Origin of the sequence: Microbacterium sp. NPDC056003 (genome assembly GCF_042274785.1) — a bacterium.
Lineage (GTDB): Bacteria > Actinomycetota > Actinomycetes > Actinomycetales > Microbacteriaceae > Microbacterium.
This window is the reverse complement of the sequence record NZ_JBHJXQ010000003.1, coordinates 322,046-337,617: the sequence shown is the minus strand read 5'-3', so window position 1 is coordinate 337,617 and position 15,572 is coordinate 322,046. Positions and strand designations below refer to the sequence as shown.

Sequence of the window (15,572 nt, the reverse complement as noted above, 5' to 3'; positions counted from 1 at the left end):
AGACCCATGCCGATCGCATCCGAGGGCTATCCCCTCGCCGCCGCCGTCTCCCCGCGCGTCCAGGTCGTCGACACCACCGACTCCACGAACGCCGACGTGATCCGCCACGTCACGGAGGCGCCCGAGGAGTGGCCGCACCTGTCATTGCTGCTCACGACCGACCAGCGCGCGGGCCGGGGCAGGCTCGACCGCTCCTGGACGACGCCGCCGGGGACCGCGCTGGCACTCTCGGTGGTGGTGCGCGTCGGTGCGATCCCACCCGCCGCGCGCGGCTGGATTCCGCTCGTCGCCGGGGCCGCCATGACCCGCGCGGTCGCCACGCAGCTGCGCGGGACGGGTCACACGGCGCGGCTCAAGTGGCCGAACGACGTCCTGCTCGATGGGTACAAGGTGTGCGGCATCCTCGCGGAGGTCGTGCCGGGGCATCCCGACACGGTCGTCATCGGCTCGGGAGTCAACACGCGCATGCCGAAGACGGACCTGCCCGTCGAGACCGCGACGTCCTTCGAGGCGCTCGGCGTCCAGGCCGATGACGACGCACTCGTCGCGGACTACCTCACGGCACTCGAGGAGCACCTCGACGCGCTGATCGCGGCGCGGGGCAACGCGGCCGCCTCGGGCGTCCTCGCCGAAGTGGAGGCCCTCTGCTCGACGCTGGGCAGCGATGTGGCGGTGTCGCTCCCCGACGGGGATGTGCTGCGCGGACGTGCGCAGCGGATCGACGATGACGGACGGCTCGTCGTGCTGCACGACTCGGAGTTCGAGAGCGCGGTGTCGGCGGGCGATGTCGTCCACGTGCGCTGACATGCCCGCATGACGCGTAACGGCGGTGCGCGAGCGCGGTGTCGTCCGTGACGCGCACAATGGGAGCATGACGCAGCCGATCAGCTACGGCGGCCGGCCGCTGACGCCGGCACCGGGCGCACCGACCCCCGAGCTGCGGGTGGCGCGCTTCCGCGGGCATGCACGCCGGCTCTCGTGGTCGGCGATCGTGCTCATCGGCGTCGCCGCGGCCACCGGGTTCTTCTACGGCAACCTACCGGCGCCGCTGGAGAACTGGATGCTGCTGTCCGCCGCCGGTGTGGTCGTGCTGCTGCTCGTGCTCCTGCCGTTCCTGAGGTGGTGGAGCCACGTCTACACCATCACCACGCGCCGCGTGCTCGAGCGGAACGGTGTGCTCAACGTGCGCCACCGCGAACTCGATCACGTGCGCGGCTACACGATCCAGGTTCGACGCGGTCTGCTGCAGCGCATGTGGGGCGCCGGCACCCTGACCCTGTCGAACGGTGTCGACCCCGCACTCCGTCTCGTGAACATCCCGAGCGTCGACCTGGTCCATGAAGCCCTCGTCGACCAGGTCGAGGTCAACCAGATCCTCGCTCACCGCGACGCTCTGCCGCCGTTGCCGCCGCAGCCGCCGTTGCCGGCCGCTCGCTGACCGCTCCGCAGTCCCGCAGTGGTGCGGGATGATGGAGGTCGCATGAGAGAGGTGGGCGGCATGGCATTGCGAGTCGGAGTCGTGGGAGGCGGGCAGCTCGCGCGGATGATGATCGCGCCCGCGGTGGAGCTCGGGGTCGAGTTGCGCGTGCTCGCCGAGGAGCCCGGTATGTCGGCATCCCTCGCCGCCACCGCCGTCGGCGACTACCGCGACACCGGCACGGTCCTCGCCTTCGCGCGCGATGTCGACGTGCTCACGTTCGACCACGAGCATGTTCCGCAGGACGTCCTCGCCGCGCTGGTCGAGGCAGGTGTCGCGGTGCACCCCGGCCCCGGCGCCCTCGCCGTGGCGCAGGACAAGCTCGTCATGCGGACGCGGATGGCGGAGCTCGGGATGCCGCAGCCGGACTGGGCGGCGGTGACCGACGCGGAAGGGCTGCAGGCCTTCCTGGACGAACACGGCGGCCGGGCGGTCGTGAAGACTCCTCGCGGCGGCTACGACGGCAAGGGTGTGCGGGTCGTCGGCGCCGCTACGGAGGCCGACGACTGGTTCGCAACGCTCGCCGAGGATGCCCGGGGCGGGGCGCTCCTCGTGGAGGAGCTCGTCGACTTCTCGCGTGAGCTCGCACAGCAGGTGGCCCGGCGGCCCTCCGGCGAGGTTGCGGTGTACCCCGTCGTCGAGACCGTGCAGCGCGACGGCGTCTGCGCCGAGGTGCTCGCGCCGGCGCCCCACGGCAGCGAGAGGCTGCGCGCCGTCGCCGCAGACATCGGCATCGCGATCGCCGAGGGCCTCGGTGTGACCGGGATGCTGGCGGTCGAGCTCTTCGAGACGACCGACGAGCGGCTGCTCGTCAACGAACTGGCGATGCGCCCCCACAACAGCGGCCACTGGACGCAGGACGGCGCGGTGACCAGCCAGTTCGAGCAGCACCTGCGCGCGGTGCTCGACCTTCCCCTTGGCCGGACCGAGCCGACGGCGGCCTGGTCGGTGATGGTCAACGTGCTGGGCGGTCCGGCCGAGCAGCCCCTCGACGCGCGATTCGCGGCCGCGATGGCCGATCAGCCCGACGCCAAGGTGCACACATACGGCAAGGCGCCCCGGCCGGGGCGCAAGGTCGGTCACATCAACGTGAGCGGTGACGACCTCGACGACGTCGCCTACCGGGCACGGGCCGCGGCATCCTTCTTCCAGGACTGACCGCGATCGCACGGCGGACCGCGCCGTTGCGGGGTTCTTCCAGGCACGACCCCTAGCCTTGACGGGTGACTCGCCCGCTGCACTCTTCCGACGCGCCCCTGGTCGGCGTCGTCATGGGATCCGACTCCGACTGGCGGGTGATGAGCGACGCCTCGCAGCTGCTCACCGACTTCGGTGTCCCGCACGAGGTCGAGGTCGTCTCCGCGCACCGTACGCCCGACAAACTCATGCGGTACGGACGCGAGGCGCGCGGTCGCGGACTGAAGGCGATCATCGCCGGCGCCGGCGGCGCGGCGCACCTGCCCGGCATGCTCGCGTCCGTGACGGCCGTCCCGGTGATCGGCGTCCCCGTGCAGCTCGCGACTCTCGACGGGCTCGACTCGCTGCTGAGCATCGTGCAGATGCCCGCGGGGATTCCCGTGGCCACCGTGTCGATCAACGGCGCCAAGAACGCGGGTCTTCTGGCGGTGCGCGTCCTGGCGACCTCTGACGCTGCGCTCGCCGAGAGCGTCGAGGCATACGCCCGCACGCTCGAGAGCCAGGTCGAGGAGAAGAACCGGCGGCTCAAGGAGTCCCTGTGACCGTTGCCAGCCCGCCGCGGATCCATTCCGGGTACCGCGCGCCGCAGGTCGTCGAGGAGAGGCCCCTGCGCTATCCCGACGCGTCGTCCCGCGCCATGATGACGCGGCGCGGGTGGTGGCTCGTCCTGCTGAACTTCCTCCTTCCGGGCTCGGCGCAGGCGCTGGCCGGCAATCGGCGGCTCGGCCGGATCGGCCTCGGGGCGACGCTCGCGATGTGGCTGACCGCCGTGCTCTCCGTGCTGTGCGCGCTCCTCTGGCAGTCCGTCTTCCTCACGATCGCGACGAACTGGGTCGTGCTCGTCGCGGCGCAGGTGCTGCTCGTCGCTTACGCAGTGCTGTGGATCGTGCTCACCGTCGACACGCTGCGGCTGGTCCGGCTGGTCCGGACCGGTCGCGCCGCGCGCTTCGGCATCGCCGCGCTGGCGATCGCGCTGCTCGTCGCTGCGAGCGGCACGGCCGCGTACGCGGCGAACGTCGTCGGCAGCGCGCGTGACACGCTGGGCGAGATCTTCGGCGAGAGCGGCCCCGCCGTCGCGCCTTCCGACGGCTACTACAACATCCTCCTGCTCGGCGCCGACAGCGGCGCGGGCCGCGACTCCATGCGGTTCGACAGCATCTCGGTCGTGTCGGTGAACGCTGAGACGGGCGCGGCCACGATCACCGGCATCCCGCGCGACATGCCGCACTTCCCCTTCGCGGAGGGGCCGATGCAGGACCGCTACCCGGACGGTCATCAGGGCTTCTCCGACCCGACGTGCGGGTGGGGAAGCGGCATCAATCAGCTGCGCACCGAGGTCGAGGTCTGCCAGGACGGGAACGCGCTCTACCCGGACGCGGTCGGCAACGGGTCGGCGCCCGCCATCGAGGCGACGAAGGACGCGGCGGAGGGCATCCTCGGCGTCGAGATCCCGTACTACGTGTTCATCGACATGCACGGGTTCGCGGCCCTGATCGATGCGCTCGGCGGCGTGGACATCGACGTGGCCGAGCGGCTGCCCGAGGGCGGCGGCCCGTCCTACACCGGTCAGCCGGTCGACGAGTGGGCGACGGGATGGATCGAGGCCGGACCGCAGCACATGGACGGCGACACCGCGCAGTGGTACGCCCGGTCGCGCTACACGACCGACGACTTCGACCGGATGGAGCGTCAGCGCATCCTGCAGCAGGCGATCCTCGCGCAGTTCACCCCGCAGACGGTGCTGACCCGCTTCCAGGACGTCGCATCCGCCGGTGCCGACGTGGTGCAGACCGATCTGCCGCAATCGCTGCTGCCGTTCCTGGTGGACCTCGCTCTCAAAGCCAAGGAGCTTCCGGTGCAGACGATCGAGCTCACGCCCGCAGGCGGGATCGATGAGCACGATCCCGACTACGCGTACATCAAGGAACTCGTGCGCACCGCGCTCCACCCGCCGACCCCGACCGCGACTCCGGAGAGCTGACGTGGTCGCCACGCTGCGCGTCATGCTGGACCAGCTCGTGGTTCCCACCGAACCAGCGCTGGCCGAGGCATCCCGTGATCTCACTCGCGCCCTCATCGCCGGTGCGCCGCCCGGGTGCGAGGTCGAGGGGATCGCGCCCGCGGGCGGCGGCACCGCCGACGTGCCGGGTCTGGCCGGTCTGCGCAGGACCGCGCTCCCGCGCCGCGAACTCGCCGCTGCGCTCCAGATGGGCGCCGGGACCGGCATCGGCGGAGGGATGATCCACTCGCCCACGCTCCTGGCGCCGCTCGTGAAGCACGACCGCGTGCACGACCACGACCAGACCGTGGTCACCATCTGGGATCTGCGGCCGTGGGAGTCGCCCGGCGACCTGCCGCGCACTGCGGTGTCCTGGAACAGGGCCATGCTGAAGCGTGCGGTCAAGCACGCCGACGCGGTGGTCGTGCCCACGCACTCGATGGCCGAGCGCCTGTCGGCGATCGCCCGGGTCGGCGACCGGGTGCGCGTGATCGCGGGCGCCGCGCCCCTCGGCTTCGCCGTTCCCACCGATGACGTCGGTCGTCGCCGCGCGCTGAACCTTCCCGAGGGCTTCCTGATGCTCGCGGGCGGACCTGCGGCATCGGACGGGCTCGAGGTGGGCTTCCACTCCATCGCCGGATCGGGGCTCGATCTGCCCATCGTGGTGATCGACGTGGCGGAGGGCGGCGAGCCGGCGGTCGCGGACCTCGCCGCGGCAGCAGGCATCCCGGAGCGGAGGCTGCATGTGCGCGGCGCGCTGGACGCGGCCGACCGCGCAGCCGTGTTCGGGTCTGCGCTGGCGTTCCTCGCTCCGAGCCGGCGCAACGCCTTCCCGTGGCGTGTCGTCGACGCGCTCACGCTCGGTGTCCCCGTCATCGCCGCGGCATCCGAGGTGCACGACGAGGTGATCGTCGACGGCGGTGATCGGGTGGACGGAGTGGATGCCTCGTCTCTCGCCGACGGGCTGGCGCAGGCGCTGGCCGAGGCGCTGGCCAGCACCTCGGCAGCGGACCGGCTCGCCGTGCTGGCCGGCGATCGAGGTCGCGCGTTCTCGTGGCGGGAGGCCGCCGACAAGGTCTGGCACCTGCACGCCGAGCTCTGACTGTACGCGGACCGCGAGATCTCCGAGAACGGCGTGTTGCTCCTCCGATTCCGACCCGTGTGTTGTCAACATTCGGCACTTCCGTCACACTGGTCACATGGCGGGGGCTAAAAACGGTGGCGCGCGTGCGTCCATGAACAGGATCAGCGCGGCAGCGATCGCGGTCGTGGCACTCATCGCGGGGGTGCTGACCGCACCGCTCGCGGCGGCAGCGGCGCCGACGACGGGGTCGAGCGTATCGACGGGAATCGTGAAGACCGCCGACCTGAGCAAGTTCCAGGCCGGCAACATCATCAGCGATGCGGTCTTCTTCAACCGCTCCACCATGACCGAGGCTCAGATCCAGACCTTCCTGCAGTCGAAGGTGAAGAGCTGCCGGTCGGGGTACACCTGCCTCAAGGACTATTACGACACATCCCGCACCGTCACGGCCGACGCGATGTGCGGCAAGTACTCGGGCGGCACGCGCGAGCGCGCATCCCGCATCATCTACAAGGTCGCCCAGGCGTGCGGCATCAACCCGCAGGTGCTGCTGGTGATGCTGCAGAAGGAGCAGGGGCTGATCCTCTCCAACGCCCCCTCGGCGTACAACTACCGTGCGGCGATGGGACAGGGCTGCCCCGACACCGCCGCGTGCGACACCCGCTACTACGGCTTCTTCAACCAGGTCTACGGCGGCGCCTGGCAGATGAAGCGGTACGCGAACCCTGCGGGAACCTCGAAGTTCTTCACCTGGTACGCGCCCGGCAAGACGTGGAACATCCTGTACCACCCGAAGTCCTCGTGCGGGAAGTCGGCGGTGTACATCCAGAACCAGGCCACGGCGAACCTCTACTACTACACGCCGTACCGCCCCAACGCCGCCGCCATCCGCGCGGGCTACGGCACCGGTGACGCGTGCTCCTCCTACGGCAACCGCAACTTCTACCAGTTCTTCACCGACTGGTTCGGCTCGACCCAGGCGGTCGTCGCCGCGCCCGCAGCGTTCCCCGTGACCGGCGCGATCGCCACCGAGTGGAAGCGAAGGGGAGGTGCCACGGGCGCGCTGGGCAACCCGCTCGCCGCGGTGCAGACCGTCACCGATCCCAACGGCAACGGTCTCGCGCAGAAATTCACGGGCGGCTGGATCCATTCGTCGGACGCCGGCACGTTCTCGTCGCTCACGCCGATCATGGTGGCCTACAGCGCCGCCGGTTGGCTGCGCGGCGATCTCGGCTGGCCGGTCGCCCAGGCGACCTGCACCAGCGGTACCTGCACCCAGCCGTTCGCAGGCGGCATCATCTCGTATACGGGCAGTGGCGCGGCGACCTCGACGATGAACGTCTCTGCGGCCGCGATCTCCGCGGAGTACGCGGCTCAGGGCGGGGCCAAGGGGCCGCTGGGCGAACCGATATCGAGCGTGCAGGTCGTCTCGCACTCGAAGGGCAGCGGGCTGGCGCGCAAGTACGACGGCGGCTGGATCCACTCGTCGAAGGCGGGCACCTTCGCGACGTTGGCCGACGCGATGACGGTCTACAGCGCGGCTGGATGGGTTCGCGGCGCCTTCGGCTGGCCGACGAGCGACGACAAGGCAGTGTCGGGGACCGGCGGAAAGGGTCGCAGCCAGACCTTCCAGGGGGGCGCGATCCACTCGTCCACCCGCGGCATCTTCGCCTCCCCGGCACGGATCGCCACCGCGCACACCGCGGCCGGCGGCGTCGGCGGCGCCTTGGGCTGGCCGACCGACGCCCTGCTCTGCACGGGCACGGCGTGCGTACAGCGGTTCGTCGGCGGCATCGTCAGCTATGTGGGCAGCGACGCTGCGACCGCCTCCGTCGGGGTGGACGCCGCGGCCATCAACAAGGCGGCGGCGCAGCAGATCAGCATCACCGGCGCTCTCGGCAGCTCCCAGCTCGCACAGCTCGTCGCCGATCCGAACGGCTCGGGCCTGGCCAAGAAGTACGCCAGGGGCTGGATCTACTCGTCGGGGTTCGGGACGTTCGTGTCGTCGAACACGGTGATGGCCGCGTACAGCGCGACAGGGTGGCTGCGCGGGGGCCTGGGGTGGCCGACCGGCGCCGAGACCTGCTCGGCCACGCTGTGCTCGCAGTCCTTCGACGGCGGAATGATCGTCTACTCCAACGGCAAGCCCGCGGTGGCGATCCTCGACGCCGGACCGGACGAGCTGGCGGCGGTGCGCGCCGGGAGCACGACCGGCCTCGGAAAGGCCGCGGCGGCCGTGCAGACGGTGGCAGACCCCAACGGGAACGGACTCGCACGCAAGTACGCCCAGGGGTGGGTCCACGCCTCGGCGCGCGGCGCCTTCGCCTCGTCCGCCAAGATCATGACCGCCTACAGCGCCGCCGGCTGGCTGCGCGGCTTCCTCGGCTGGCCGCGCGCCGCGGAGCAGACCGTGACAGACCCCAACGGCAACGGCACGGCGCAGGCGTTCGACGGCGGGTGGATCCATTCGTCCGCCGCGGGCAGCTACGCGTCCTCGACGACGGTCATGACCGCCTACAGCGCGGCGGGCTGGCTGCGCGGCGAACTGGGCTGGCCGATCGGTCCCGAGACGTGCACCGGCAAGGCGTGCGTGCAGCCGTTCGACGGCGGCGTCATCGAGTACATCAAGGGCAAGGCGGCCACGGCGCGCGTCGGAGTGACCGCCGAGGCCATCGCGACCGCCGCGGCCGAGCAGACCGCGGTGACGACGTCGCTCGGCAAGCCGCAGGTCGCCGTCCAGGTGGTCGCCGACCTGAACGGGAGCGGGCTCGCCCAGCGGTTCGCCGACGGCTGGGTGCACTCCTCCGACCGCGGGACCTTCGTGTCGTCCATGACGGTCATGACGGCGTACAGCAAGGCGGGCTGGCTGCGCGGCAAGCTCGGCTGGCCGACCGGTGTGGAGAAGTGCTCGGGCAGCACCTGCTCGCAGACCTTCGAAGGCGGCACGGTGAGCTACGCGAAGGGCAAGCCTGCAACGGTGAAGCTCAAATGAGCCGTCATGCCGGCCGGGTAAACTGGCCGGCATGAAGGTACTGCTCACCGGAGCTGACGGATTCATCGGCTCGCACTTGGCTGAGCAGCTCGTTCGGGACGGGCACGACGTGCGCGCGCTCGTGCTGTACAACTCGTTCGACTCGCGAGGCTGGCTCGACGGGCTGGCGCCCGAGGTCGCCGCCGAGATCGAGTTCCTCCCCGGCGACGTGCGCGATCCCGCGTTGATGATGTCGGCGGTGCGCGGCCGCGAGGCGGTGCTGCATCTGGCGGCGCTCATCGCGATCCCGTACTCGTACGCCGCGCCCGACCTCTACGTCCAGACCAACATCCAGGGCACGGTGAACCTGCTCAACGCCGCCCGCGCGGCAGACGTCGGCCGCTTCATCCACACCTCGACGAGCGAGGTCTACGGCACCGCGCGGTACGTGCCGATGGACGAGGCCCACCCGCTGCAGGGGCAATCGCCCTACTCCGCATCGAAGATCGCCGCCGACCAGATGGTCAACGCGTACTACACCTCCTTCGCTCTCCCGGCCCTGACCATCCGTCCGTTCAACACGTTCGGTCCGCGGCAGTCCGCGCGGGCGGTGATCCCGACGATCATCAGCCAGCTCGCCGCGGGGAAGCGCGAGGTGCAGCTGGGCGCCCTCACCCCGACACGCGACTTCACCTATGTGCCCGACACGGTGGCGGGCTTCACCGCGGCGCTGACCAGCACGGCAGGCGTCGGCGAGGTCGTGAACCTCGGCGTGGGGTTCGAGGTGTCGATCGGCGAGACCTTCGACCTGATCGCGGAGGCGATGGGCGTCGATGCCACCGCGACGGAAGACCCGCAGCGCCTGCGGCCTGCGAACTCGGAGGTCGAGCGGCTGTTCTCCGACAACTCCCGCGCGAAGGAGCTGTTCGGCTGGCAGCCGCGGTTCGACGGCGTGGACGGCTTCCGGGACGGTCTGCGCGCCACGGCGGAGTGGTTCACCGACCCGGTGAACCTTGCTCGCTACCGGACCGACGCCTACATCGTATGAACGCTCCCGCAGAGGTCGTCGCCGCGTTGCGCGACATCGTCGGCGATGCGCCGTTCGTGGGACTGCACGTGCCCGACATCTCGCCGCTCGAGAAGGAGCGCGTGATGGAGTGCCTCGACTCGACGTTCGTGTCGAGCGTGGGCGCCTTCGTCACGCAGTTCGAGGAAGGGATCGCCGCATTCACCGGCGCAGGCCACGGGGTCGCCGTGTCGAACGGGACCTCGGCCCTCCAGGTCGCACTGCAGCTCGCCGGGGTGCGCCCCGGCGACGACGTCATCGTGCCCACGCTGTCGTTCGTCGCCACGGCCAATGCGGTCGCCCACGTCGGCGCGCGGCCCTTCTTCGTCGACAGCGACCCCGAGACGCTCGGCATGTCGGTGGAGGCGATCGCGCAGGTGCTGCGCGCGGCCTCCCCGTCGCCGGACGGCCCGGTCAACGCCGTCAGCGGCAGGCGGATCGGTGCCATCGTGCCGATGCACACGCTCGGTCACCCGATGCGCATCGACGAGCTCATCGCGCTGGCCGCGGACTACGACGTCCCGGTCGTCGAGGACGCTGCCGAGTCGCTCGGCAGCCGCGCGGGCGGTGTGCACACCGGGACCTTCGGCCGGCTCGGGATCATCAGCTTCAACGGCAACAAGATCATCACGACCGGCGGTGGTGGCATGATCCTCACCGACGACGTCGAGCTGGCTCGTCACGCGCGGCACCTCACGACGACGGCCAAGGTGCCGCACCGCTGGGAGTTCGAGCACGACGAGGTCGCCTACAACTTTCGGATGCCCAATCTCAACGCCGCCCTGGGGGTCGCGCAGCTCGAGCGGCTGCCCGCGCTCCTCGCCGCCAAGCGGCGTCTCGCCGAACGGTACCGGGAGCGGTTCGCCGATGTGCCGGGAGCGACGTTCGTGGGTGAGCCGGCGGGCACCGAGAGCAACTACTGGCTGTGCGCGGTGCGCTTCGACGCCGGGCGCGCCGTCCGCGACGACGTGCTGACGGCGACCAACGACGCCGGACTCCAGTGCCGTCCGATGTGGAATCTGCTGCACACCCAGGCGCCCTACCGCCACCTGCCGCACGCCGCGGTCCCCGCGGCGGAGGCCATCCATGCCGGGGTCGTGTGCATCCCCAGCTCGCCGGCGCTGGCGGCGGCATGAGGACGATCGCCGTGCTGACCGGCACGCGCGCGGACTACGGTCTGCTGCGCGGGCTGCTGCGGGAGATCGAGGCGCACGCCGAGCTGGAGCTTCAGCTGATCGTGACGGGCACGCACCTCAGCGAGGCGTTCGGACGGACCGCGTCGGAGATCGAGCGCGACGGCCTCGCGGTGGCGGCGTCGGTGCCGATCTGGTCGGGGTCCGATGACGCGCTGGGTGCCGCGGCCGATGTCGGCGCGGCCATCCCGCGCTACGCCCAGGTGCTCGCCCGGCTCGCCCCCGATGTGCTCGTCGTGCTCGGCGACCGACTCGAGGCGTACGCGGCGGCGACGGCGGCGACGATCCTGTCGGTCCCCGTCGCGCACATCCACGGCGGCGAGCTCACCGAGGGTGCAATGGACGACGCCCTGCGCCATGCGATCACCAAGATGTCGTATCTGCATTTCACGTCGACGGCCGACCACCGTCGACGCGTGATCCAGCTGGGCGAGGCGCCCGAGCGCGTCTACTTCCACGGCGCTCCGATCGTGGACGCCCTCGCGGCGCTCGACCTGCTGCCGCGCGCGGAGGTCGAGCGGAGGTTCGGCGTACGGCTGCCGGCCCGCACCGCGCTGGTCACCTTCCACCCCGCCGCGATGGATGTCGCTCCGCCCGAGCAGCTCGTCGGGGAGATGCTCGCCGCGCTGCGTGCCGTGGACGACCTTCACATCATCATCACCGGATCGAACTCCGACATCGGCACCGCGGACGTGCGCGCGCGAATCGCCGACTTCGTCGCCGAGAACCCGACGCGCGTCGACTACGTGGAGTCGTTCGGTCAGCTCGGGTACCTGAGCGCGATGCACGCGGCATCCGTCGTCGTCGGCAACTCCTCCAGCACCGTGCTGGAAGCCCCCGTGCTGGGGGTGCCGTCGGTGCTCATCGGTGACCGTCAGCGGGGCCGGCCGCTCGCCGAGAGCATCGCGACGCCGCGATCGAACCGCGCGGCGATCGAGGGAGCGGTGCGCGCGGCGCTCGACCGCCCGGCGACCGCCGGGGGAACGGACATCTTCGGATCTCCCGGCTTCGCCGCGCGCGTCGCACGCACGCTCGCCGACCACGAGATCCCTCGACCGCCGCGCAAGACGTTCCACGACCTCGAAAGGAACGTGAGTCCATGACCGAACCCGTATTCGTCATCGCCGAGGCGGGGGTGAACCACAACGGCTCGCTCGACACCGCGAAGGAGCTCGTCGACCTCGCCGCCTCCGCGGGAGCCGACGCGGTGAAGTTCCAGACCTTCTCGGCCGACAACCTCGCGCTCGAGAGCGCTGCGATGGCCGACTACCAGCGGCGGTCGGACGATGACGCGCGGTCACAGCACGACCTGCTGCGCCAGCTCGAGCTGAGTCACGACGAGTTCCGCGCCCTGCGCGATCACTGCGACCTGCGCGGCATCCGATTCCTCTCGACGGCCTTCGATCTCGAGGGCCTCGACTTCCTCGTGAGCGATCTCGGGATCCCCCTGGTGAAGATCGCGTCGGGAGACCTCACGTTCGCTCCGCTGCTGGTCGCCGCCGGTCGCACGGGCCTGCCTGTGATCCTCTCGACGGGCATGGCGGATCTCGGCGAGATCGCCCGGGCCTTGCGGTTCCTCGCCGCCGGGCTCGCGCAGGCCCACGGAGTCCTCGAACGCACCGTGCGCCTCACGCCGGAGGTGCTCGAGCTGGCGTGGGCGCGGCGCGAGGAGTTCGTCGCGTTCGCCGAACACGTCACGATCTTCCACTGCACCACGCAGTACCCCGCGGCCGACGAGAATCTCGACCTGCGTGCACTGCAGACCATCGGCGCGACGTTCGGGCATCGCGTCGGATACTCGGACCACTCGCTCGGCTCGCTCGCGTCCGTGCTGGCCGTCGGTCTGGGCGCCGTCGCGGTCGAGAAGCACTTCACTCTCGACACCTCCGCCGAGGGGCCCGACCACGCGGCCTCACTCGATCCTGACGCGCTGCGAGCCTACGTCGCTGATCTGCGACGCGTGCCCACGATGCTGGGGTCCACCGAGAAGCGCCCACACCCCGTGGAGGAGGGCAATCGCGCGGTCGTCCGGCGCAGCCTCGTCGCCGCCCGCGACATCGACGCCGGCGCGACGATCGGCGAGGACGACCTCGTCTGCTTCCGCCCGGCGTCGGGGCGCAGCGCCTTCGACTTCTGGGAGGTCGTGGGCACCCCGGCCGGTCGCTCCTACACGCGCGGCGAGCTGATCGATGAGTGACCACATCCTGCTCGGCGCAGGCGGTCATGCGCGCTCTGTGCGAGCCGCCCTGGAGGCGCGGGGCATCACGCTCGCTGGCTACCTCGCCCCCGCACCGTCGACGGCGCTGCCCGGCCTGCCGCATCTGGGGACCGACGAGCGGCTGTCCGAGCTCGACGCGGCCGCCGTGCGGCTCGTGAACGGCGTCGGCACGACGAACTCCGTCGACGCGCGCCGCGCGCTGCACGAGGCCGTCGTCCGGCGCGGGTTCGCCGTGGCGCAGGTCGTGCATCCGCAGGCGCTCGTCGATCCGGGCGCTCGGCTCGCCGAGGGCGTCCAGGTCCTCGCCGGCGCGATCGTGAACGTGGGGGCGGATCTCGGCGAAGGGGCGCTCGTCAATTCGGGGGCGATCGTGGAGCACGACGCCCAGGTCGGGGCGCACGCGCACATCGCCCCGGGTGCCGTGCTGGCGGGCGGCGTGCATATCGGGGAGTCGGCGCTGATCGGGCTCGGTGCGCGCATCATCCAGGGCGTGACCGTCGGGCCGGGCGCCGTGGTCGGCGCCGGCGCCGTCGTCGTGCGGGACATCCCGGCGGGGGCTACCGTGGTCGGCGTTCCCGCCCGCGTCCGAGGAGAGGGGCCGACACAGTGATTGACATCGCACAGCTCACGGTCCGGCCGGACGTCAGCATCCGAGACGCCCTGGTGCGCCTGGACCGCAGTCGTCTGCAGGTCGTGTTCGTCGAGGATGCCGACGGCCGGCTGGTCGGCGCGGTGAGCGACGGTGACGTGCGACGAGGCCTGCTCGCCGGTGCGGGCCTCGACGACCGCGTGGCCGCCGTCATGAACCCCTCGCCGGCGACCGTCGGCCCGACCGCCACGCAGGATGACGTCGACGCGCTCAAGTCGGCTCGGGGCATCCGCATCGTCGCGGTCGTCGACGGCGATGGTCGCATGATCGATGTCGTGGGGGAGGGAGAGCGCATCGCGACGCCTCTCGAGACGCCGGTCGTGCTGATGGCCGGCGGGCGGGGGCAGCGTCTGTACCCCCTCACGAAGGACATCCCCAAGCCGCTCGTGCCCGTCGGCGACGCGCCGATGATCGACATCATCCTCGGACGCCTGCAGGCTCAGGGCTTCCGGCGGGTGCACATCTCGGTGAACCACCTGGGCCACCTCATCGAGGAGCACCTCGGCGACGGCTCGCGGTTCGGCCTCGAGGTCTCGTATCTGCACGAGACCGCTCCGCTGGGCACCGCCGGCGCTCTCGCCCAGCTGAAGGACGCGGTGCGGTCCGAGTTCGTGGTCATGAACTCCGACCTGCTCACCGAGGTCGACCTGCGGCGCATGCTCGACTTCCACCGCCGGACGAACGGGACCGCCACGATCGGGGTACGCGAGTACGGCTTCGAGATACCGTTCGGCGTGGTGCGACGCGACGGCGACCGCGTCACGGCGCTCGCCGAGAAGCCTCTTCACACCGAGCTCGTCAGCGCGGGGATCTACGTGCTCGAGCCCCCCGCGCTCGCCTCGCTCGAGGTGGACGAGTACTGCGACATGCCGACACTGCTCTCGCGGCTGATCGCCGAGCGACGCCGCGTCGGCGCCTTCGAGATCCACGAGGAGTGGATCGACGTCGGGCGTCCGGAAGACCTCGAGCGCGCCCGGCGGGCGCGGGAGCGGAGCGGGCGATGAGGATCTGCACCATCACCGTCCGTGCGGGGTCCAAAGGGGTGCCGGGCAAGAACCTCCGCGTCGTCGCCGGCCGACCTCTGTTCGCGCACTCCGTCGTGCAGGCGGTGCGATCCGGCCTGTTCGACGACGTCGTCGTCTCGAGCGACTCCGATGAGATCCTCTCGCTCGCACCCCGATTCGGGGCGACCGGCGTGGTGGTGCGGCCTGCCGAGATGGCCACCGACACGGCGGGCAAGGTGCCGGCCATCGCACACGCCGTGCGCGCCACCGAGGAGGCGACGGGCCGCACGTACAACGTCTGCGTGGACCTGGACGCGACCAGTCCGCTCCGCACGGTGGAAGACATCCGAGGCGCGGTGGCGACGTTCGAGGCGACGGATGTCGAGTCGCTCATCACCGGCACGGAGGCACGGCGCAACCCGTACTTCAACCTCGTCGAGGAACAGCCCGACGGCACCGTGGCGGTCAGCAAGACCCCCGGCGATGCCGTCCTCCGGCGCCAGGACGCACCGCGCTGCTTCGACATGAACGGATCGATCTACGTCTGGAAGCGCAGGGCCCTCCTCGAGGACCAGGTGGTGTTCTTCCCGTCGACCATCCTGTTCGAGATGCCTGCGGAGCGGTCGACCGACGTCGACAGTGAATTCGACTTTCGGGTGGTCGAGTGGCTCATGGTGCAGCGGAGCGACCTGTGACGGAGCCGTCCGACCACCT

14 protein-coding genes are annotated in these 15,572 nt (G+C 70.9%); all 14 read left to right on the top strand.

Going from position 1 to position 15,572, the window contains the following annotated elements; genetic code table 11:
• The first annotated feature begins 6 nt into the window (after positions 1–6).
• On the top strand, positions 7–804 hold the full coding sequence (locus ACFC1W_RS13945; protein ID WP_241112385.1) for a biotin--[acetyl-CoA-carboxylase] ligase: 798 nt from the start codon (positions 7–9) through the stop codon (positions 802–804).
• Positions 805–871: 67 nt separating this feature from the next.
• Positions 872–1,438 (top strand): PH domain-containing protein, encoded by a 567-nt coding sequence (locus ACFC1W_RS13940; RefSeq protein WP_375993632.1) that lies wholly within the window; start codon positions 872–874, stop codon positions 1,436–1,438.
• 60 nt (positions 1,439–1,498) lie between these two features.
• Positions 1,499–2,635, top strand: a complete 1,137-nt coding sequence (locus ACFC1W_RS13935; protein WP_375993630.1) for a 5-(carboxyamino)imidazole ribonucleotide synthase — start codon at positions 1,499–1,501, stop codon at positions 2,633–2,635.
• Positions 2,636–2,748: 113 nt separating this feature from the next.
• On the top strand, positions 2,749–3,216 hold the full coding sequence (gene purE, locus ACFC1W_RS13930; RefSeq protein WP_241112474.1) for a 5-(carboxyamino)imidazole ribonucleotide mutase: 468 nt from the start codon (positions 2,749–2,751) through the stop codon (positions 3,214–3,216).
• Entirely contained in the window at positions 3,213–4,655 is a 1,443-nt protein-coding gene (locus tag ACFC1W_RS13925; RefSeq protein WP_375993628.1) for an LCP family protein, read from the top strand. Before purE ends, ACFC1W_RS13925 begins: the two co-directional genes overlap by 4 nt.
• Position 4,656: 1 nt before the next feature.
• Positions 4,657–5,775 carry a glycosyltransferase gene (locus ACFC1W_RS13920; RefSeq protein WP_375993625.1) on the top strand — a complete coding sequence of 373 codons (1,119 nt, stop codon included), beginning with the start codon at positions 4,657–4,659 and terminating at the stop codon, positions 5,773–5,775.
• A 133-nt stretch (positions 5,776–5,908) separates the two neighbouring features.
• The gene (locus ACFC1W_RS13915; protein ID WP_375993622.1) at positions 5,909–8,749 is read left to right on the top strand and encodes an LGFP repeat-containing protein; all 2,841 of its coding nucleotides are present in this window, start codon (positions 5,909–5,911) and stop codon (positions 8,747–8,749) included.
• Positions 8,750–8,780: 31 nt separating this feature from the next.
• Complete coding sequence (locus tag ACFC1W_RS13910) at positions 8,781–9,776, top strand: GDP-mannose 4,6-dehydratase (protein ID WP_375993619.1); 996 nt, start codon at positions 8,781–8,783, stop codon at positions 9,774–9,776.
• Entirely contained in the window at positions 9,773–10,930 is a 1,158-nt protein-coding gene (locus ACFC1W_RS13905; RefSeq protein WP_375993616.1) for a LegC family aminotransferase, read from the top strand. Before ACFC1W_RS13910 ends, ACFC1W_RS13905 begins: the two co-directional genes overlap by 4 nt.
• On the top strand, positions 10,927–12,090 hold the full coding sequence (neuC, locus tag ACFC1W_RS13900; RefSeq protein WP_375993614.1) for a UDP-N-acetylglucosamine 2-epimerase: 1,164 nt from the start codon (positions 10,927–10,929) through the stop codon (positions 12,088–12,090). The genes ACFC1W_RS13905 and neuC overlap by 4 nt, the downstream gene beginning before the upstream one ends.
• The gene (locus ACFC1W_RS13895; protein WP_375993612.1) at positions 12,087–13,184 is read left to right on the top strand and encodes an N-acetylneuraminate synthase family protein; all 1,098 of its coding nucleotides are present in this window, start codon (positions 12,087–12,089) and stop codon (positions 13,182–13,184) included. Before neuC ends, ACFC1W_RS13895 begins: the two co-directional genes overlap by 4 nt.
• Positions 13,177–13,815: a NeuD/PglB/VioB family sugar acetyltransferase gene (locus tag ACFC1W_RS13890; protein WP_375993609.1), complete on the top strand. Its 639-nt coding sequence runs from the start codon at positions 13,177–13,179 to the stop codon at positions 13,813–13,815. The genes ACFC1W_RS13895 and ACFC1W_RS13890 overlap by 8 nt, the downstream gene beginning before the upstream one ends.
• A complete protein-coding gene (locus ACFC1W_RS13885) occupies positions 13,812–14,858 on the top strand; it encodes a nucleotidyltransferase family protein (protein WP_375993607.1) in 1,047 nt (348 codons plus the stop codon). The genes ACFC1W_RS13890 and ACFC1W_RS13885 overlap by 4 nt, the downstream gene beginning before the upstream one ends.
• Positions 14,855–15,553: a cytidylyltransferase domain-containing protein gene (locus ACFC1W_RS13880; RefSeq protein WP_375993605.1), complete on the top strand. Its 699-nt coding sequence runs from the start codon at positions 14,855–14,857 to the stop codon at positions 15,551–15,553. Before ACFC1W_RS13885 ends, ACFC1W_RS13880 begins: the two co-directional genes overlap by 4 nt.
• Positions 15,554–15,572 lie beyond the last annotated feature (19 nt).